The sequence below is a fragment of the Agromyces lapidis genome (genome assembly GCF_009749405.1).
GTDB classification, from domain to species: domain Bacteria; phylum Actinomycetota; class Actinomycetes; order Actinomycetales; family Microbacteriaceae; genus Agromyces; species Agromyces lapidis.
Genome location: NZ_WBIQ01000007.1, coordinates 138,466 through 156,937, shown reverse-complemented (window position 1 = coordinate 156,937; position 18,472 = coordinate 138,466). Strand labels below are relative to the sequence as shown.

Here is an 18,472-nt window from a genome sequence, read left to right as displayed (position 1 = left end):
GGCCCGCTCCGAAGAGCGGGCCACCCGTTCCGGTCTGAGAGCGACTCTAGTCGCTCAGCTCGCTCAGCCCTTGGTCAGCGAAGCGAAGCGGAACTTGAACGAACCGTCGAGGACGGCACCGTCGATGTCGGTGCCGGTGACGGCGACCTGGGCACCCTGGAGGTAGGGCACGGTCGACAGGTCGGCCGCCACCTTCTCCTGGATCTCCTCGATGATCGCGGTGCGCGCGGCGACGTCGGTCGTCACGGCCTGCTCGAGGATGAGGTCGTTGACCTCGGGGTTGTCGTAGTGGTTGCCGAGGAAGTTCTCCTTGAGGAAGAACGGCGTCAGGTAGTTGTCGGCGTCCGAGTAGTCGGGGAACCAGCCGAGCTGGTAGGCCGGGTAGACGTCGGCGACGCGGTCCTCGGAGTACTGCACCCACTCGGTGGTCTGCAGGTTCACCGTGAACAGGCCGTCGGCCTCGAGCTGGTCCTTGATGAGCGCGTACTCATCGGCCGACGAGGGGCCGTAGTGGTCGTTCGAGTACTGCAGGTTCAGCTCGACCGGGGTCGTGACGCCGGCAGCCTCGAGGGCCGCCTTGGCCTTCTCGGCGTCGGGTGCACCGGCGCCGTCGCCGTAGAGCTCCTTCAGCGGCTCGACCGCGCCGGCGAGGCCCGCGGGGATGTACGAGTACAGCGGCGTGTAGGTGCCCTTGTAGACCTGCTCGCCGAGCTCTTCGCGGTCGATCAGGCCCGCGACGGCCTGACGGACGGCGAGCGCCTTGGCCGGGTCGGCCTCAGGAGTCTTCGCGCCGTAGGGCTGCGTGTCGAAGTTGAAGACGATGTAGCGGATCTCGCCGCCGGGGCCGTCGACGACGTTGACCGCGTCGTTGCCCTTGAGGTCTTCGATGTCGGTCGCAGACAGGCTGCGGTACGCGACGTCGATGTTGCCCTCCTGCACGTCGAGCTTCATGTTCGACGACTCGGCGTAGTACTTCAGGTTGACCGTGTCGGTCGACGCCTCGGCCAGCAGGCCCTGGTACTCGGGGTTCTTCGTGAACGAGATCAGGTTGTTGAAGTCGTAGCTCGCGATCTGGTACGGGCCACCGAAGGCCTTCGCCTCGACGATGTCGTCGTCGGAGGTGAGCTCGTCGGGCGAGAACACCTCGTCGTCGACGATTGCGCCCGGGAAGCTCGTGAGGATGAGCGGGAAGACCTGGTCGTTCTCGGCCTTGAGGTGGAACACGACCGTGGTGTCGTCGGGGGCGTCGACGCTCTCGAGGTTGTAGAGCAGGCTCGACGCGCCGTTCGGGTCGGCGATCTTCAGCTGACGGTCGAACGAGAACTTCACGTCGGACGAGGTGAGCTCGTTGCCGTTCGCCCACTTGAGGCCCGCGGGCAGCGTGACCGTGTACTCGGTCGGCGCCGTGAACTCGGCCGTCTCGGCGAGGTCGGGCACGACGTCGGTGCTGTTGTAGTCGGTGTTCAGCAGGTACGGGAAGACCTGCGTCTGCACGGCCAGCGAACCGTTGTCGTACGAACCGGCCGGGTCGAGCGTCGTGACCTTGTCGGTCGTGCCGACCGTGATCGAACCGCCCGAAGCGTTGTCGCCGTCGCCACCGCCGGCCGAGCAGCCGGCGAGCACGAGCGCGGCCGCCGAGAGTCCGGCAGCCGCGATGAGCGCGCGACGGCCGTTCTTGGTTGCGGATGTCATATCCGTCTACCTCTTCCTGTCAGGACTGAAGCGCACCGCGGCTTCCACGGCGCGTTCTCGTATCACTCAGAGGTAGCACAACGATCCGAAGTCATGCAGGGAGGTGCCGTCGAACGTCGGAATGTTTACCGATCTGCAACCTTGCGCGCAACGGATCGTCGCACGGCGTCGCACGGCGACGGATTCCGTCAGTCGGCGCGAAGCGCCCGTCGCTCCTGCTCGAGCTCGACGAGTGCGCGCTGCAGCGCCGAGAACGTCGCCTGATCGGCCGTCGACAGCCGCTGCAGCCGGCCGAGCAGCTCGGACTTCTGGCGCAGCAGCTCGCGATCGATGAGCGAGCTCACCACCCCGCGCGCCCAGGCCTCGAGCTCGGCGTCGTTGCGCTGCGGCACCGGCAGCACCGCGAGCTGCTGCACGACCCCGGCGAACGGCGCGGGCACCTCGGCCACGACCCGATCGATGCGCAGCCGTGGGTCGGTCGACCCGAGCACCGCGGCGACCCCGTCGCGCACGACGGCGAGGGTCGCGTCGCCGAAGCGCGAGTCGACCGCGTGCCTGAGCAGTTCATCGCCCACCCGGTCGGGATACTGGAGCATGGCCTGCAGCGCATCGCGCTCGAGCCTCGTCGAGGGGTCGTTCGGCAGGCTCGCGATCGAGAACGGGCGCTCGGTCGCCTCCCCCGCGTTCGAGGCGGGCGGTGCGGATGCCTCGGCGCGCGCGTTGCCCGCGGCGGCCGGCGTGCGGCCACGGGCTCCCCCGCCGGCGCCGCGCACGGCACGGGTCACCTCGGCGAGCTCCACGCCGAGCATGCGCGCGAGTTCGCGCGTATACCCGGGCCGCAGGGAGGCGTCGCGGATCTCGGCGACGATGGGCGCCGCGGCGCGGAGCGCGCCGACCCGGCCCTCGACGGTCTCGAGGTCGTAGCGGTTCAGCGTGTGCCGGATCACGAACTCGAACATCGGCACCTTCGTCTCGACGAGGGTGCGCACAGCACCGTCGCCGCGGGCGAGGCGGAGGTCGCAGGGGTCGAGGCCGTCGGGGGCCACCGCGACGAAGGTCTGCGCCGCGAAGCGCTGCTCTTCGGCGAAGGCGCGCATCGCGGCCTGCTGGCCTGCGGCGTCGCCGTCGAAGGTGAAGACGACCTCGCCGACCCCCGAGTCGTCGCCGAGCACGCGCCGCAGCACCTTGATGTGGTCGACGCCGAACGCCGTGCCGCAGGTCGCGATCGCCGTCGTCACCCCGGCGAGGTGGCAGGCCATGACGTCGGTGTACCCCTCGACCACGACGACGCGATGCGTCTTCGAGATGTCGCGCTTGGCGAGGTCGAGCCCGTAGAGCACCTGCGACTTGTGGTAGATCGCCGTCTCGGGGGTGTTCAGGTATTTGGGCCCCTTGTCGTCGTCGAGCAGGCGCCGCGCGCCGAAGCCGACGGTCTGGCCGGTGACATCCCTGATGGGCCAGACGAGCCGGCCGCGGAACCGGTCGTAGACGCCGCGGTCGCCCTGGGAGACGAGGCCGGCCGCACTGAGCTCTTCAGCCGAGTAGCCCTTCGCCTTCAGGTGGTTCGTCAGCGCGTCCCAGCTCTTCGGCGCGAAACCGACGCCGAACCGGCGCGCCGCCTCGGCGTCGAAGCCGCGCTCGCCGAGGAACCGTCGGCCGATCTCGGCCTCGGGCGAGCCGAGCTTCTCGACGAAGAACTCGGCGGCGGCCTGGTTCGCGGCGAGCAGCCGGGCGCGGTTGCCGTGGTCGGGTGCCTGACCCCCGTCTTCGTAGTGCAGCTCGAATCCGATGCGGCCCGCGAGTCGCTCGACCGCCTCGGTGAACGAGACGTGGTCCATGCGCTGCAGGAAGGTGTAGACGTCACCCGACTCGCCGCAGCCGAAGCAGTGGTAGTAGCCGACGCCGGGCCGCACGTTGAAGCTCGGGCTGCGCTCGTCGTGGAAGGGGCAGAGCCCCTTCAGCGATCCGACTCCCGCCGACTTCAGGCTGACGTGGTCGCCGATGATGTCGGCGATGTTCGTGCGGGCCTTCACCTCGTCGACATCGCTCTGTCGAATTCGGCCCGCCATGCTCACATCCTAATCTCGGTCGACGGTTCACTGGGCGGGTCTGCGACGGCGCAGGCCGCGTCGCTCAGCGCTGCACGAGCCGCTCGTACCAGCTGAGCGCCGACTGGTCGGTGAGGCTCGCGACCTGGTCGACGACGACCCGCTTGCGCGCGGCGTCGTCGCCCGCGGCCGCCCAGTCTTCTGCGAAGCCGGCGTCGAGATGCTCGTCGCCGCTCGCGTACAGCACGTCGGCGAGCGAGCCCAGCACCTGCCGCTGCTGGAGGTAGATCGGCTGACGCGTGTTGCGCGACATCACGAAGGCCGCGACGATGCCCTTCAGCACCGCGATCTCGGCCTGGATCTCGCGCGGCACGACGACGTCGGCGTCGAAGCGGATGAGGCTCGCGAGCGGGAACGCCGAGCGCGTGGCCTCCGTCGCCGAGTGCGCGAAGCGGCCGATCAGCTGGCTCGTCAGGTTCTTCAGCCTGGCCTGGTCGCGTCGGCTGCCCGTCCACTCGTCGAGCCAGCCGTCGAGCGAGTCGAGCCGGTCGAACGCCGCGATGAGTTCGTCGTGCGTGATCGCGCCGCCCACCCACTCGTGCATCGAGGAGACGAGCTCGTCGTGGTCGACGCGGGCGCCGAGCGCCGCGACGTCGATGTAGCCGCCGACGATCGCGTCTTCGAAGTCGTGCACCGAGTAGGCGATGTCGTCGGAGAGGTCCATCACCTGGGCCTCGATGCAGAGCCGCCGCTCGGGCGCGCCGGCGCGCAGCCAGTCGAACACGGCGACGTCGTCGTGGTAGAAGCCGAACTTCTGCCGCCCCGAGGGGTCGGCGACGCCCGTCGCCTCGGGCCACGGGTACTTGCAGCTCGCATCGAGGCTCGCCCGCGTCAGGTTGAGTCCGTAGCTGCGGCCGTCGTCGCCGAACACCTTCGGCTCGAGGCGGGTGAGCAGCCGCAGGGTCTGCGCGTTGCCCTCGAACCCGCCGATGTCGGCGGCCCAGTCGTTGAGCGCCTTCTCGCCGTTGTGACCGAACGGCGGGTGGCCGAGGTCGTGCGCGAGGCAGGCCGTGTCGACGACGTCGGGATCGAGGGCGAGGTTCTCGGCGAGCTCGCGGCCGATCTGCGCGACCTCGAGCGAGTGGGTGAGTCGATTGCGGGCGAAGTCGAGCCCCGAGGTCGGGCTGAGCACCTGCGTCTTCGCCGCGAGCCGGCGGAGTGCGCTCGAGTGCAGGAGGCGCGCCCGATCGCGCGCGAAGTCGCTGCGCCGTGACGAGTGCTCTTCGGGCAGCAGCCGTTCGGAGTCGACGGCCTCGTAGCCGCCGAAGAGTCGATCTGCCACCCCGCTACCCGCCGCTCGTGTCGAGTTCGGCGTCGACGAGGGTCACCCGGTCGTGGCCCACGAGCTCTTGGGAGTCGAGCCAACCCTCGGGCAACGTCGGATTCTTCGGAGTGCCGGCACGGCCGCGCGGCCCCTCAGCGCCCTCGCCGGGGTACGGCATCGACCAGTCGAGCGTGCCGAGCAGGTCGTCGAGCATCGCGAGCGACTCGACGGTCGCGAGGCGCGCGCGCAGGTCGCCGCCCACCGGGTACCCCTTGAAGTACCAGGCGACGTGCTTGCGGATGTCCCGGCAGCCGCGCTCCTCGCTGCCGAAGAACTCGGTGAGGAGTTCGGCGTGCCGCCGGAAGGTCTGCGCGACCTGTCCGAGCGACGGACGGAACAGCCCGCCGTCGTCGCCCGCGAGCTCGCCGCGGAACCCCGCCGCGAGATCGCCGAAGAGCCAGGGGCGCCCGAGGCATCCGCGACCGACGACGACGCCGTCGCAGCCCGTCTCATCGACCATGCGCAGGGCGTCGGCCGCCGACCAGATATCGCCGTTGCCGAGCACCGGCACGCTCGTCACGGTCTCTTTGAGCTTCGCGATGGCCGACCAGTCCGCCTGGCCCGAGTAGAACTCGGCGGCGGTGCGCGCGTGCAGCGCGACCGCCGAGACACCGGCGCCCTCGGCGATGCGCCCCGCCTCGAGATAGGTGAGGTGGTCGGCGTCGATGCCCTTGCGCATCTTCACCGTGAGCGGGATGTCGCCCGCGGCCTGCACCGCACCCTCGACGATGTCGCGGAAGAGGCCCGTCTTCCACGGGAGGGCGGAGCCGCCGCCCTTGCGGGTGACCTTCGGCACGGGGCATCCGAAGTTCAGGTCGATGTGATCGGCCCGGTCTTCGGCGACGAGCATCGTGACGGCCTCGGCGACCGTCTTCGGGTCGACGCCGTAGAGCTGGATCGAGCGCGGCGTCTCGGACTCGTGGTGCGTGATCAGGCGCATCGACTCGGGCGTGCGTTCGACGAGCGCGCGCGAGGTGATCATCTCGGAGACGTAGAGGCCCGCGCCGAACTCGCGGCAGAGCCGGCGGAACGCCGTGTTCGTGATGCCGGCCATGGGCGCGAGCACGACGGGCACGTCGAGCTCGATGCCGCCGATCGCGAGCGGGCCTGCGGGAAGCGTGGTGGTTGAGGACATCACCGTCGATTCTCCCAGAGATCGGGGCGCGCTCGCCCGATGCCCGCGTGCGCGCCTAGGATTCACTGCAATACGACCATGGGGAGGACGAGATGGCGGAACTCACGGGCGCCGATCGGGTTCGGGCGGATGCCGCGGCGCGCGGCCTCGACGTCGAGATCATCGAGCGGCCGGCCGCACGCAGCCTCGAGGAGGCGGCCGAACTCCTGGGCATCTCCCCCGGCGACATCGTGAAGTCGCTCGTCGTCAAGCGCAGCGACGACACCTACCTCTTCGCGCTCGTGCCCGGCGGCCGCAAGATCAGCTGGGCGAAGCTGCGCGCCCTCGTCGGTGTCAACAAGCTGCAGCTGCCCGACGCGTCGCTCGCGCTCGCCGCGACCGGCTACGAGCGCGGCACCATCACCCCGCTCGGCTCGACGACTTCGTGGCCGGTGTTCGTCGACGAGTCGATCGCCGGGCGTCGTGTCTCGATGGGTGCGGGCGAGCACGGCCGCAGCCTCTTCGTCGACGCCGACGCCCTCATCGCGGCGTTCGACGCGACGGTCGCCGACCTCAGCGATCCCGAGTAGCGGAGACGCTCGGCCGTTCCGGGAATGCCCGGCGCACCCGAGGCGTTCGCATCCATCGTGACTTCCCCCATCAAGATCGACATCTGGTCCGACATCGCCTGCCCGTGGTGCTACATCGGCAAGCGCCACTTCGAGGAGGGCCTCGCGGCGCTCGGCGACGACGCACCCGACGTCGAGATCGAGTACCACTCCTATGAACTCGCGCCCGACACCCCCGTCGACTTCGAGGGCAGCGAGGTCGACTTCCTCGCCAAGCACAAGGGCCTGCCGGCCGAGCGCGTGCAGCAGATGCTGCAGCACGTCACGGGCGTCGCCGCGAACGCCGGCCTCGACTACGACTTCGACGTCCTCCAGCACACGAAGACGTTGAAGGCGCACGAGCTCCTGCACTTCGCGAAGGCCCAGGGCCGCCAGCTCGAGCTGTCGGAGCGCCTGTTCAAGGCGTACTTCACCGAGGGCCGCCACGTCGGACGCATCGACGAACTCGTCGAGCTCGCCGTCGACGCCGGACTCGACGCCGACGGCGCCCGTGAGGCGCTCGAGTCGGGCCGCTACGCCGCCGACGTGCAGGCCGACATCGCGCAGGCCGGCGCCTACGGCATCAACGGCGTGCCGTTCTTCGTGTTCGAGGGCAAGTACGGTGTCTCGGGTGCGCAGCCCGCCGAGGTCTTCGGCCAGGTGCTCACCCAGGTCGCGGGCGAGCGCGACGGCGCGGCCGCGTGAGCGTCGAGATCGGGGCGGATGCCTCAGCCACTGCCCCGTTCGAGGCGCCGTCGTCGGGCGGCGCGCTGCCCGCGGCATCCGGCTCGCCGTTCACCATGCTGCCCGGCGACGCCGGCGCCATGATCTGCGAGGGCGACGTCTGCTTCGTGCCGGGGCTCTCGGTCGAGTAGCACGCAGTAGGGTGTGCGGGTGCCCGACTCCCCCGCCGCCCATGCTGCGCCGGCCGCGCCGCGTCGCATCCTCGTCGCCGGGGCGAGCGGTGCGGGCAAGACGACGCTCGCGCGCCGCATCGCCGACGCCGCCGGGCTGCCCTACCAGGAGATCGACGCCCTCTATCACGGGCCCGATTGGACGCCGCGGCCGAGTTTCGTCGACGAGGTCGACGCCTTCACGGCGCAGGCCGGGTGGGTGACCGAGTGGCAGTACGAACCGGTGCGTGACCGACTCGCCGAGCGCGCACAGCTGCTCGTGTTCCTCGAATACTCGCGTACGCGGGTGATGCGACAGGTGATCGCGCGAACCGTGCGTCGCCGGCTGCGTCGCGAGGAGCTCTGGAACGGCAACGTCGAGCCGGCGTTCCACACGATCTTCAGCGACCCCGAGCACATCGTGCGCTGGGCGTGGCGCACGCACGGCACCCGGGCGGCCCTCGTCGAGGAGGCCGCCGCCCGGAATCCGGGGCTCGAGGTCGTGCGGCTGCGGCACCCGCGCGCGGCCGAGGCGTGGCTTCGCCTGACCTTCCCTTCCGCGAGATAGCGATATATCGTTGAGTATCGTTCGCATATCGCGGGAGGTCATCATGAACGGCAACGGCTCGACCGGCGGATTCGGCGGCGCAGGCTTCGGCGGGACGGGGCCCGGCAACCCGGGCGCCGCGATCTGGGAGGCGATGGAGCAGTTGCGATCCTCGTTCGACCAGCGCCCCGGCATGCGGCGCATGGCCCGCGGCGACGTGCGCGCGGCGGTGCTGGCACTGCTCGCCGAGCAGCCGATGCACGGCTACCAGATCATCCAGGAGATCGACGAGCGCAGCGGCGGTTCGTGGAAGCCGAGCGCCGGCTCGGTCTACCCGACCCTGCAGCTCCTCGCCGACGAGGGGCTGATCGTCGCCGACGAACTTCAGGGGCGCAAGACCTACTCGCTCACCGAGGCGGGCCGCGACGAGGCCGCCGCGGCGGCCGACCGTCCGGCACCGTGGGCGTCGCCCTCGGCCCAGGGCGGCGCGCACCGCGCACTCTCGAAGGCGGGCGTCGAACTCGCCGCCGCCGCCGCGCAGCTCGGCCGCAGCGGTTCGCCCGAGCAGATCCAGCAGGCCGTGACCGTGCTCGACGAGGCGCGGCGCCGGCTCTACTCGATCCTCGCCGAGGGCTGACCCGGGTGCAGCACCGGGTGCCGTCCGCCCCGCGACGCGAGAGGATGGCGGCATGACCGACGGCGCCCACCGCGCGCGCTCCCGCCGCATCCTCGGGTTCGCGGCACGCCAGCTCGTGCAGATCTGGTGGTTCGAGCTCGTGCTGCCCAAGCTCGGCCTCGGTGGTCTCGCCGACCGCTCGCGCGAACGACGGATGCGGACGCTCGCGTCGCGGTTCCGCGCCCTCGCGGTCGAGCTCGGCGGGCTCATGATCAAGGTCGGGCAGTTCCTCTCGGCCCGCCTCGACGTGCTGCCGCCCGAGATCACCTCCGAGCTCACCGGCCTTCAGGACGAGGTTCCCGCCGTGCCGTTCCCCGAGATCCGCGCGCTCGCCGAGGCCGAGCTCGGGGCCCCGCTCGACGCGGTCTTCGCCCGATTCGACGAAGTGCCCGTCGCGGCGGCCTCGCTCGGGCAGGCGCACAGCGCCCGACTCTCGGCGCGCGATGCCGCCGAGACCGGGCTCGCCGAGGTCGTCGTCAAGGTGCAGCGCCCCGGCATCGACCAGATCGTCGCCGTCGACCTGGCGGCGCTCCGTCGCGTGGCGGGCTGGCTGCGCCGCGTGCGCGTGGTCGCCGACCACGTCGACGCCCCGGCCCTCGTCGAGGAGTTCGCGCAGACGAGCCACGAGGAGATCGACTACCTGCACGAGGCGCAGAACGCCGAGCGCTTCGTGGAGTCGTTCGCCGACGAGCCGCGGGTGAACGCGCCTGCGGTCGTGTGGGAGCGCACGACCCGGCGGGTGCTGACGCTCGAGGACGTGACGGCGATCAAGATCAACGACACCGACGCGCTGCGGGCCGCCGGCATCTCCCCCGCCGATGTCGCGCGCGTCTTCGCCGAGGTCATGTTCGACCAGGTGTTCACCCACGCGTTCGTGCACGCCGACCCGCACCCCGGCAACATCTTCGTCACGCCGGTCGTGCGCGACCCTGCGAGCGGCACGCCCGCACCAGGCATCCCCTGGCGCCTGACCTTCGTCGACTTCGGCATGATGGCCGAGGTTCCAGGCGAGCTGCGGGCGGGCCTCCGCTCGCTCGTGATCGCGGTCGCGTCGCGCGACGGCCACGGAATGATCGAAGCAGCGCACGAGATCGGGGTGCTCATGCCGTCGGCCGACACCGGCGAGCTCGAGCGGGCGCTCACGCAGTTGTTCGAACGATTCGGCGGCATGGGCTTCGCCCAGCTGAAAGAGGTGGATCCCCGCGAGTTCCGCGACTTCGGCGTCGAGTTCGGCGACGTCATGCGCTCATTGCCCCTGCAGCTGCCCGAGCGCCTTCTGCTGCTCATCCGGGCGATGGCGCTCACCTCGGGCATGTGCAGTTCGCTCGACCCCGAGTTCAACGTGTGGGACGCGGTCGAACCGTACGCGACGCAGCTGCTGAACGAGGAGCGCGGCGACCTCGCGCAGGACCTCCTCGGGCAGGCGATGTCGAGCGCCGGAATCCTCTGGGGCATGCCGAAGCGCATGGATGCGCTGATCACCAAGGCCGACCAGGGCCGCATGTCGTTCGACACCTCGCGCCTCGAACGACGACTCGACCGGCTCGAGGGCGTCGCCCGCCGGATCCTCTCGGGCGTGCTGTTCGCCGCACTCCTCATCGGCGGCGCGCTGCTCCTGGCCCCGAACCCCGAGCTCGGCACGACCCTGATGATCGTCTCCGTGCTGCCGCTGCTGCACGCGGTGTTCGCCGGGGTGTTCGGCCGACGACGACGGCCGCGCTGAGGCACGTCGCTCGACGGAGCTCGGCCTCAGCTGACCGTCGGGGCATCGACCGCCCCGCCGAACCGCCGGTTGCGGCGGGCGTAGACCTCGATCGCCTCCCACAGCTGGGTGCGCGAGAAATCGGGCCAGAGCGTGTCGAGGAACACCATCTCGGCGTACGCCGACTGCCAGAGGAGGAAGTTCGAGGTGCGCTGCTCTCCCGAGGAGCGCACGAACAGGTCGACGTCGGGCAGCTCGGGCACGTAGAGGCGCTTCGCGATGAGCTTCTCGCTCACCGCAGAGGGCCGCAGCCGGCCGGCCGCGACGTCGTCGGCGATGGAGCGCACGGCGTCGGTGATCTCGTTGCGTCCGCCGTAGTTGACGCACATCGTGAGCGTCAGCACGTCGTTGCCGGCGGTGAGCCTCTCGGCGAACTGCAGCTCGTTGATGACCGAGGCCCAGAGGCGCGGCCGACGGCCGGCCCAGCGGATGCGCACGCCCCACTCGTTGAGCTGGTCGCGCCGGCGGTGCAGCACGTCGCGGTTGTAGCCCATGAGGAAGCGCACCTCCTCGGGCGACCGCTTCCAGTTCTCGGTCGAGAAGGCGTACACCGACAGGTGCTTCACGCCGGCCTGGATCGCGCCGGCGACCACGTCGAGGAGTGCCGCCTCCCCTGCCTTGTGCCCCTCGATGCGGGTGAGCCCGCGCTGGTTGGCCCAGCGCCCGTTGCCGTCCATCACGATCGCGACGTGCTCTGGCACCGCCCCCTTCGGGAAGACGGGCGGGTACACGCCCGTCCAGTCGAGCGGCTTGTAGGGCACGGCGTCACGGTGGGTGAAGGGCTTCGGGGTCACGTGGTCCTCAGGGGGCGGGGTGCGTGGCGGATGCCTCGCGGCTGACGTGCGGCAGCGAACGGAGGCCCCGCTCGAGATGCCACTGGGTATAGGCGGCGACGATGCCGCTCGCCTGGTTGCGGTCGCGTTCGGGTGCTGCTTCGGCGTAGCCCCAGTCGCCCGAGAGCAGCGCGCCGAGCAGTGCCACCGTCGTGCGCTCGATGCGCGGGGTGCCGGGCGGCGCGCACTCGTCGTCGCAGACGACCCCGCCGAGTTGCACGACCACGGCCGTGTGCTCGCCGGAGCGACCGCAGCGCGCGCAGTCGCCGAAGCTCGGCGCCCACCCTGCCAGGGCGAGGGCGCGCAGCAGATACGAGTCGAGGGTGAGGCTCGCCCCGTGCTCGCCGCGGGCGAGCGAACGCAGGGCGCCGACGAGCAGCAGGTACTGCTGCAACGAGCCCTCGGACTCGGTGAGCTTGTCGGCGGCCTCGACCATCGCGTTCGCCGCGGTGTACGCCGCATAGTCCTGCGTGATCTGGGCGCCGTACGAGCCGAGCGACTCCGCCTGGTTCACGACGTCGAGGCTGCGGCCCTCGTAGAGCTGCAGGTCGGCCACCATGAACGGCTCGAGGCGGGCGCCGAACTTCGAGCCCGTGCGTCGCACCCCCTTCGCGACGGCGCGCACCTTGCCGTGCTCTCGTGTGAGCAGCGTGAGGATGCGGTCGGCCTCGCCCAGCTTGTGGGTGCGCAGCACGACGGCTTCATCTCGGTACACGGGCACAGCTCGATTCTCCCATCTCTGCAGCCCGCGGCATCCGTGATTCACTGTGAGCGTGGAAACCGCAGAGTTCACGATCCCTCTCTGGCTCGACCTCACCGCCGTCGGCCTCGGCGGCGTGCAAGGCGCACTGTTCGCATCCGGATTCCGCGGCGAACGCCGCCTCGACCTGCTCGGCGTCGCGATCGTCGGCATCGTGATGGGATTCGGCGGCGGTGTCATCCGCGACCTCCTGCTGAACCAGCCGATCGGCGCGCTGCAGAGCAACTGGTACCTCGTCACGGCGATCGCGGCCTCGCTCGTCGGCATGCTGCTCGCTGCTCCCCTGCAGCGCCTCAACGGGGTCATCGTCGGGCTCGACGCGGTCGTGATCGGCATGTTCGGCGCCTTCGGCACGACGAAGGCGCTCGACCTCGGCCTGCCCGTGCTTCCGGCGGTGTTCGTCGGCGTCGCGGCCGCCGTCGGCGGCGGCATCCTGCGCGACATGCTCATGAGCCTGCCGGTCGCGATCATGCACGTCGGCTCGCTCTACGCGGTCGCCGCCGCAGCCGGATGCCTCGTGCTCGTCGGCCTCGACGCCTTCGGCGTGCCGCTGCTCATCGCGGGCATGGTCTGCATCGTCGTGACGAGCATCATCCGCTGGCTCGCGGTGATCTTCGACCTCTCACTGCCCGAGCAGCGCATGCTCTACCGTCGCAAGGTCGCGACGGAGACCGGCGTGCTGCCGGTCATCCGCCGCTGACGCGCCGAGTCACGCGCTCCGCACCCCGCACCCCGCACCCGCACCCGCACCCGCACCCCGCCGTTCCCGGGGTCACTTTCCGCCAGATCAGGATGCTTCGCGGTATCCTGTTGACCGAAAACGACCCCCGGAGCGGGTGGAACGGGGACAGGCCGGCTCAGATCGCGGCGGCGGCGAGCTCGGGCTCGGGAGTGCGCACGCGCAGCGCGCGGTTGACGGCCGAGACGACGGCCTTCAGCGACGCGGTCGAGATGTCGGCGTCGATGCCGACGCCCCACAGCACCGTGCCCTCGACCTCGAGCTCGACGTAGGCGGCCGCCTGCGAGTCACCGCTCGCCGAGAGCGTGTGCTCGACGTAGTCGCGCAGCTTCACCTCGACCCCCTCGGCGCCGAGCACGTTGAGGAACGCCGAGATCGGGCCGTTGCCGCTCGCATCGGCCTCGACGCGCTCTGCGCCGTCACGCAGGCCGACTCGCACGTTGACGACCCCGTCGAGGGCGCTCTCGGTGCGCAGGCTCAGGAGTTCGAACCGGCCCCACTTCTCGTCGGGACGGTTCTGCGGCGCCGGCAGGTACTCGTCGGTGAAGACGCGCCAGATGTCGTCGCTCGAGACCTCGCCGCCCTCGGCGTCGGTCTTCTGCTGCACGACACCCGAGAACTCGATCTGCAGGCGTCGCGGCAGGTCGAGCGCATGGTCGGTCTTCAGCAGGTAGGCCACTCCGCCCTTGCCCGACTGCGAGTTCACGCGGATGACGGCCTCGTAGCTGCGGCCCAGGTCGCGCGGGTCGACCGGCAGGTACGGCACCGCCCACTCGAGCTCGTCGACGGCGACGCCGCGGCGCTCGGCCTCGGCGGCCATCGCCTCGAAGCCCTTCTTGATCGCGTCTTGATGAGAACCCGAGAACGCCGTGTAGACGAGGTCGCCCGCCCACGGGTGCCGCTCGGGCACCGGCAGCTGGTTGCAGTACTCGACGGTGCGCTTGACCTCGTCGATGTCGGAGAAGTCGACCTGCGGGTCGATGCCCTGGGTGAAGAGGTTGATGCCGAGCGCGACGAGGTCGACGTTGCCGGTGCGCTCGCCGTTGCCGAAGAGGCAGCCCTCGATGCGGTCGGCGCCGGCCAGGTAGCCGAGCTCGGCGGCGGCGACGGCCGTGCCGCGGTCGTTGTGGGGATGCAGCGAGAGGATGACGTTCTCGCGGTGCGCGAGGTGCCGGCTCATCCACTCGATCGAGTCGGCGTAGACGTTCGGCGTCGCCATCTCGACGGTGGCCGGCAGGTTGATGATGACCTTGCGCTCGGGCGTCGGCTCGAGGATCTCGATCACCTGGTTGCAGACGTCGACCGCGAACTCGAGCTCGGTGCCGGTGTAGCTCTCGGGCGAGTACTCGTAGTAGACCGTCGTGCCCGGGATCGTCGCCTCCTGCTCACGGCACTTGCGCGCGCCGTGCAGGGCGATGTCGATGATGCCCTGCCGGTCGGTGCGGAACACGACCTCGCGCTGCAGAATGCTCGTCGAGTTGTAGAGGTGCACGATCGCCTGCTTCGCACCCGCGATCGCCTCGTAGGTGCGCTCGATCAGGTGATCGCGCGCCTGCGTCAGCACCTGGATGGTGACGTCGTCGGGGATGGCGTTCTCGTCGATGAGGCTGCGCACGAAATCGAAATCGGTCTGGCTCGCGCTCGGGAACCCGACCTCGATCTCCTTGTAGCCCATCTTCACGAGGAGGTCGAACATGATGCGCTTGCGCTCGGGACTCATCGGGTCGATGAGGGCCTGGTTGCCGTCGCGCAGGTCGACGGCGCACCAGCGGGGCGCCTGCTCGATGCGCTTGGACGGCCACGTGCGGTCGGGCAGTTCGACCGAGATCTGCTCGTGGAACGGACGGTACCGGTGAACGGGCATCGCCGAGGGCTGCTGGGTGTTCTGCATGAGGTGCTCTTCTCGCTTGTTCGGATGGATTCAGCCGACGACGAACTCCGCAGCGAGGGAGGCCTTCGAACTAGGACTCGCTGCGGCAGCTAAGGAGAAGCAGACCGTGAAGCACGGCACAAGGCTAACATCCGAGCACGGCGACCGCATGCATGTGACGCGCCCGCAGGCGCGAGCGGGCGAACGGAAGCGAGCGGCGGCCTCCCCCGAGGCCGCCGCCCGCCCTTCCCTCCCGTCCCTCGCGGTCCCCCTAGTCGACCGCGAGGGCGACCACCGGCGAGACGCGCATCGCGCGCCGCGCCGGGGCGATGGATGCGACGAGCGTCAGCACGCCCGCCGCGACGATGAGCACCCCGACCATGACCCACGGGACGCCCGGCATGACGAACACCGGATCGCCCTGCGCCCCGCCGAGGAGTGCCTGCGCGCCCGCCCAGCCGTAGCCGAAGCCGAGCACGAGCCCGGTGAGGGTGGCGGCGACGGTGAGCGCGGCGCTCTCCACGACGATCATGCGGCGCAGCTGCCCGCGGTCGAAGCCGAGCGCCCGCAGGAGTCCGAGTTCGCGCGTGCGCTGCATCACGCTGAGCGAGAGCGTATTGACCATGCCGATCGCGGCGATCAGGGCGCTGAACCCGATGAGCACCGTGAACACGGCGATCGTCGCGTTCAGCATGTCGTCGATGCCGGCGTACACCTCGGGCTGCGCCTCCTGCGCTGCGAGCAACATGGCGCGGTACGACTCCATCGTCACCGAGAAGGTCGTGACGAGGGTGACGCCGATCACGAGGCCGATCGTCATGCGCGAGCTCCGCTCGGGGTTGCGCACGGCGTTCTCGGCGGCGAGCCGCGCCGCCGGCGAGCGGCCGAAGAGGCGGCCCACGAGTCGCAGCACCGGCGGCATCACGACATCGGCGCCGAGCACGACGCCCGTGAACGAGAGGATGCCTCCGGCGAGGCCGATGAGCACGCCCATCGGGTCGGTGAGACCGACCACCACCCCGGTGACGAGGAGGCCGATGCCGATGGCGACGAGCACGATCGCCGTGACATTGCGACCGCGGCGGCGTCCGAGCTCCTCGCGGTCCTGCGCGTTCGAGTTCGAGATCGCCTCGATCGGGCGCACCCTGAGCACGCGCCGCGACCCGACCCACGAGGCCAGCCAGGTGGTGAGCACGACGGCGATCGCGGGCAGCACGACGGCGGGGTTGAGGTAGTCGTACTCGGTCGGGGGCAGCATGCGGTTCGCGACGGCGAACTGCTCGACGCCGAACGCCGCACCGGTGCCGGCGAGCACGCCGATCGCGGCGCCGGCGATGCCGACCACGAGCCCCTCCTTCGCGATCTGCGCGCGCTGCGCGCGCGCACTCGATCCGATGAGCCGCAGCAGCGCGATGGTGCGGGTGCGACCGGCGACGACCGTCGCCACGGTGTTCGAGGTGACGATCGCGCTCACGTACACGGCGATCACGACGAACACGGTCGCGACGAAGCCGAGCATGAGGGCCACGGTGTCGCTCTCGCCGGTGACGTCGTCGGCACGGATCGCGGCGGCGAGGAGCCCCGTCACGTGCAGCAGCAGCACCCCGAAGGTGCCGGCGAGGGCGGCGACCAGGAGCGTCGGCCACTGGTCCTTCATCCGGGTGCGCATCAGGCCGCCAGTTCCATCGACAGCATGAACGCCGAGATCTCCTCGGGCGTCGAGCGGCCTGCGTCGCGCACGATCTTGCCGTCGGCGAGGAACAGGATGCGATCGGCGTGACTCGCCGCGACGGGGTCGTGCGTGACCATCGCGATCGACTGTCCGTAGCGCGCGCTCGCGACCGCGAGGAGACCCAGCACCTCGCGGCCCGTGCGCGAGTCGAGGTTGCCCGTGGGCTCGTCGGCGAACACCAGGTCGGGGCGCGTCGCGAGCGCCCTCGCGATGGCGACGCGCTGCTGCTGCCCGCCCGAGAGCTCGTGCGGGCGGTGAGTGAGGCGACCGCCGAGGCCGAGCGTGTCGAAGAGCTCGTCGATCCACGCCTGCTCGTCCTGGGTGGGCCTGCGGCCGTCGAGCTCGAACGGCAGCATCACGTTGCCGCGCACGTCGAGGGTGGGAACGAGGTTGAACGACTGGAAGATGAACCCGATGCGGCGCCGGCGCAGTACCGTGAGCGCCGCATCGCCGAGCTCGGTGATGTCGGTGTCGCCGAGCCAGACCCGACCGGCCGTCGGCGAGTCGAGGCCGGCCATGATGTGCATGAGCGTCGACTTGCCCGAGCCCGACGGCCCCATGATCGCGGTGAACTCGCCGCGGCGAAGGCCGAGCGAGACGTCGTCGAGTGCGGTCACCGCGCCGGCACCGTGGCCGTAGCGCTTGGCGAGGCCCGCGACGCGGGCGATGAGACCGAGGTCTGAGGGTTGGATCTGCATGTCTTCGACGCTACGGATGCACCGTGGCCCGGTCATCCGACGAGCGAACGGTTCGCCGTCATCCTCTGGGATGACGCCGACGCCGCACCGTTAGGCTCGCAGGATGCACGCCGAACCCGCCACGTATCCGGTTCTCGACCGAACCGCGCTCGACGCCGCGGTGAGGAAGGCCTCGTTCACCGGGGTCGTGACGGTCGACGTCGGTGACGAACGCCGCTTCGAGCGGGTCGAAGGGTATGCGCACCGCGCCCTGCACGTGCCGAACACCACGCAGACCCGGTTCGCGATCGCAAGCGGCGCCAAGACCTTCACGGCCCTGGCCGTGCTCCGCCTCATCGAAGAGGGCGTCCTGTCGTTGGACACGCGCGTCCGCGGCATCCTGGGCGCCGACCTGCCACTCATCGACGACGACGTGACGGTCGCACAGCTGCTCACGCACACGTCCGGCATCGGCGACTACCTCGACGAAACGGCCGACTGGAACGCCTCCGACTACGTGCTGTCCGACCCCGTGCATCTCCTCGCCGATACGGAGGCGTTCGTGCCCGTCGTCGACGGCTACCCGCAGGCGTCCCGGCCCGGCACGCGGTTCGCGTACTGCAACGGCGGCTACATCGTGCTCGCGCTGATCGCGGAGCGCGCGAGCGGGACGACGTACCACGACCTCGTCGACGCCGAGGTCTGCGCGCGCGCCGGCCTGGGGAGGACGTCTTTCCTGAGGTCGGACGACCTCCCGGGCGACGCGGCCCTCGGCTATCTCTTCGAGGAGGGCGATCGTACCAACGTGCTGCATCTGCCGGTGCGGGGCAACGGCGACGGCGGCATCTGGACCACCGCCGACGATCTCCACAGGTTCTGGCGCGCGCTCACCGAAGGCCGGATCGTGAACGAGGAGACCTTCGAGCAGATGACCCGACCGGCGTTCGCGGGCGTGCGATACGGGATGGGCATCTCACTCGGCGCGAAGAGCCCCCGACTCATCATCGAGGGGCACGACGCGGGGGTGTCATTCCGTTCCGTTCACAACCGGGACACCGCCACCACCCTGAGCGTGCTCGGCAACAGCTCCGAGGGTGCGTGGCCGGTCATCTCGCTGCTCACGGGCGTCGTCTAGGA

At 70.4% G+C, this 18,472-nt stretch carries 17 protein-coding genes; 8 read left to right on the top strand and 9 right to left on the bottom strand.

From position 1 onward, the window contains the following. Nucleotides 1–63: 63 nt before the first annotated feature. The 4 genes from GQQ93_RS11630 to dusB all read right to left on the bottom strand — a co-directional run bounded on the left by GQQ93_RS11630 (nucleotide 64) and on the right by dusB (nucleotide 6,259). Nucleotides 64–1,692, bottom strand: coding sequence for an ABC transporter substrate-binding protein (locus GQQ93_RS11630; protein WP_157424400.1), 1,629 nt, complete (start codon nucleotides 1,690–1,692; stop codon nucleotides 64–66). A 188-nt stretch (nucleotides 1,693–1,880) separates the two neighbouring features. After that, the gene (gene dnaG / locus GQQ93_RS11625) at nucleotides 1,881–3,761 is read right to left on the bottom strand and encodes a DNA primase (protein WP_157424399.1); all 1,881 of its coding nucleotides are present in this window, start codon (nucleotides 3,759–3,761) and stop codon (nucleotides 1,881–1,883) included. 64 nt (nucleotides 3,762–3,825) lie between these two features. Then, nucleotides 3,826–5,082, bottom strand: a complete 1,257-nt coding sequence (locus GQQ93_RS11620; RefSeq protein ID WP_157424398.1) for a deoxyguanosinetriphosphate triphosphohydrolase — start codon at nucleotides 5,080–5,082, stop codon at nucleotides 3,826–3,828. A 4-nt stretch (nucleotides 5,083–5,086) separates the two neighbouring features. Beyond that, complete coding sequence (gene dusB / locus GQQ93_RS11615) at nucleotides 5,087–6,259, bottom strand: tRNA dihydrouridine synthase DusB (RefSeq protein ID WP_157424397.1); 1,173 nt, start codon at nucleotides 6,257–6,259, stop codon at nucleotides 5,087–5,089. Between the two features lie 92 nt (nucleotides 6,260–6,351). On the opposite strand from dusB, the gene GQQ93_RS11610 reads away from it, so the two are divergent. From GQQ93_RS11610 to GQQ93_RS11585, 6 genes are read left to right on the top strand one after another with little or no spacing between them, the layout of a single operon-like run. Further along, on the top strand, nucleotides 6,352–6,828 hold the full coding sequence (locus GQQ93_RS11610; protein WP_157424396.1) for an aminoacyl-tRNA deacylase: 477 nt from the start codon (nucleotides 6,352–6,354) through the stop codon (nucleotides 6,826–6,828). A gap of 57 nt (nucleotides 6,829–6,885) precedes the next feature. Further along, nucleotides 6,886–7,551, top strand: a complete 666-nt coding sequence (locus GQQ93_RS11605) for a DsbA family oxidoreductase (RefSeq protein ID WP_157424395.1) — start codon at nucleotides 6,886–6,888, stop codon at nucleotides 7,549–7,551. Further along, a complete protein-coding gene (locus GQQ93_RS11600) occupies nucleotides 7,548–7,721 on the top strand; it encodes a hypothetical protein (RefSeq protein ID WP_157424394.1) in 174 nt (57 codons plus the stop codon). The genes GQQ93_RS11605 and GQQ93_RS11600 overlap by 4 nt, the downstream gene beginning before the upstream one ends. Nucleotides 7,722–7,740: 19 nt before the next feature. After that, the gene (locus tag GQQ93_RS11595; RefSeq protein WP_157424393.1) at nucleotides 7,741–8,307 is read left to right on the top strand and encodes a P-loop NTPase family protein; all 567 of its coding nucleotides are present in this window, start codon (nucleotides 7,741–7,743) and stop codon (nucleotides 8,305–8,307) included. Nucleotides 8,308–8,350: 43 nt separating this feature from the next. Further along, a complete protein-coding gene (locus GQQ93_RS11590) occupies nucleotides 8,351–8,923 on the top strand; it encodes a PadR family transcriptional regulator (RefSeq protein ID WP_157424392.1) in 573 nt (190 codons plus the stop codon). A 52-nt stretch (nucleotides 8,924–8,975) separates the two neighbouring features. Further along, a complete protein-coding gene (locus GQQ93_RS11585) occupies nucleotides 8,976–10,685 on the top strand; it encodes an ABC1 kinase family protein (protein WP_157424391.1) in 1,710 nt (569 codons plus the stop codon). Nucleotides 10,686–10,711: 26 nt separating this feature from the next. On the opposite strand, the gene GQQ93_RS11580 is transcribed toward GQQ93_RS11585, so the two are convergent. Both GQQ93_RS11580 and recO read right to left on the bottom strand, forming a co-directional pair. Next, complete coding sequence (locus GQQ93_RS11580; protein ID WP_157424390.1) at nucleotides 10,712–11,518, bottom strand: isoprenyl transferase; 807 nt, start codon at nucleotides 11,516–11,518, stop codon at nucleotides 10,712–10,714. A gap of 7 nt (nucleotides 11,519–11,525) precedes the next feature. Continuing rightward, nucleotides 11,526–12,278, bottom strand: a complete 753-nt coding sequence (recO, locus tag GQQ93_RS11575) for a DNA repair protein RecO (RefSeq protein WP_157424389.1) — start codon at nucleotides 12,276–12,278, stop codon at nucleotides 11,526–11,528. A 52-nt stretch (nucleotides 12,279–12,330) separates the two neighbouring features. On the opposite strand from recO, the gene GQQ93_RS11570 reads away from it, so the two are divergent. Beyond that, the gene (locus tag GQQ93_RS11570) at nucleotides 12,331–13,017 is read left to right on the top strand and encodes a trimeric intracellular cation channel family protein (protein ID WP_157424388.1); all 687 of its coding nucleotides are present in this window, start codon (nucleotides 12,331–12,333) and stop codon (nucleotides 13,015–13,017) included. Between the two features lie 157 nt (nucleotides 13,018–13,174). On the opposite strand, the gene leuA is transcribed toward GQQ93_RS11570, so the two are convergent. The 3 genes from leuA to GQQ93_RS11555 all read right to left on the bottom strand — a co-directional run bounded on the left by leuA (nucleotide 13,175) and on the right by GQQ93_RS11555 (nucleotide 17,356). Continuing rightward, complete coding sequence (gene leuA, locus GQQ93_RS11565; protein ID WP_157424387.1) at nucleotides 13,175–14,947, bottom strand: 2-isopropylmalate synthase; 1,773 nt, start codon at nucleotides 14,945–14,947, stop codon at nucleotides 13,175–13,177. Between the two features lie 250 nt (nucleotides 14,948–15,197). After that, complete coding sequence (locus GQQ93_RS11560; RefSeq protein WP_246192296.1) at nucleotides 15,198–16,583, bottom strand: FtsX-like permease family protein; 1,386 nt, start codon at nucleotides 16,581–16,583, stop codon at nucleotides 15,198–15,200. A gap of 11 nt (nucleotides 16,584–16,594) precedes the next feature. Next, complete coding sequence (locus GQQ93_RS11555; protein ID WP_157424385.1) at nucleotides 16,595–17,356, bottom strand: ABC transporter ATP-binding protein; 762 nt, start codon at nucleotides 17,354–17,356, stop codon at nucleotides 16,595–16,597. A gap of 103 nt (nucleotides 17,357–17,459) precedes the next feature. Between GQQ93_RS11555 and GQQ93_RS11550 the strand changes: the two genes are divergently transcribed. Then, nucleotides 17,460–18,470: a serine hydrolase domain-containing protein gene (locus GQQ93_RS11550; RefSeq protein WP_157424384.1), complete on the top strand. Its 1,011-nt coding sequence runs from the start codon at nucleotides 17,460–17,462 to the stop codon at nucleotides 18,468–18,470. Nucleotides 18,471–18,472: the final 2 nt, after the last annotated feature.

Coding starts and splice junctions, on each gene's coding strand:
- GQQ93_RS11630 (WP_157424400.1), bottom strand. CDS start 1,692: ATGACATCCGCAACCAAGAACGGCCGTCGCGCGCTCATCGCGGCTGCC.
- dnaG (WP_157424399.1), bottom strand. CDS start 3,761: ATGGCGGGCCGAATTCGACAGAGCGATGTCGACGAGGTGAAGGCCCGC.
- dusB (WP_157424397.1), bottom strand. CDS start 6,259: ATGTCCTCAACCACCACGCTTCCCGCAGGCCCGCTCGCGATCGGCGGC.
- GQQ93_RS11610 (WP_157424396.1), top strand. CDS start 6,352: ATGGCGGAACTCACGGGCGCCGATCGGGTTCGGGCGGATGCCGCGGCG.
- GQQ93_RS11590 (WP_157424392.1), top strand. CDS start 8,351: ATGAACGGCAACGGCTCGACCGGCGGATTCGGCGGCGCAGGCTTCGGC.
- GQQ93_RS11585 (WP_157424391.1), top strand. CDS start 8,976: ATGACCGACGGCGCCCACCGCGCGCGCTCCCGCCGCATCCTCGGGTTC.
- leuA (WP_157424387.1), bottom strand. CDS start 14,947: ATGCAGAACACCCAGCAGCCCTCGGCGATGCCCGTTCACCGGTACCGT.
- GQQ93_RS11560 (WP_246192296.1), bottom strand. CDS start 16,583: ATGAAGGACCAGTGGCCGACGCTCCTGGTCGCCGCCCTCGCCGGCACC.
- GQQ93_RS11555 (WP_157424385.1), bottom strand. CDS start 17,356: ATGCAGATCCAACCCTCAGACCTCGGTCTCATCGCCCGCGTCGCGGGC.
- GQQ93_RS11550 (WP_157424384.1), top strand. CDS start 17,460: ATGCACGCCGAACCCGCCACGTATCCGGTTCTCGACCGAACCGCGCTC.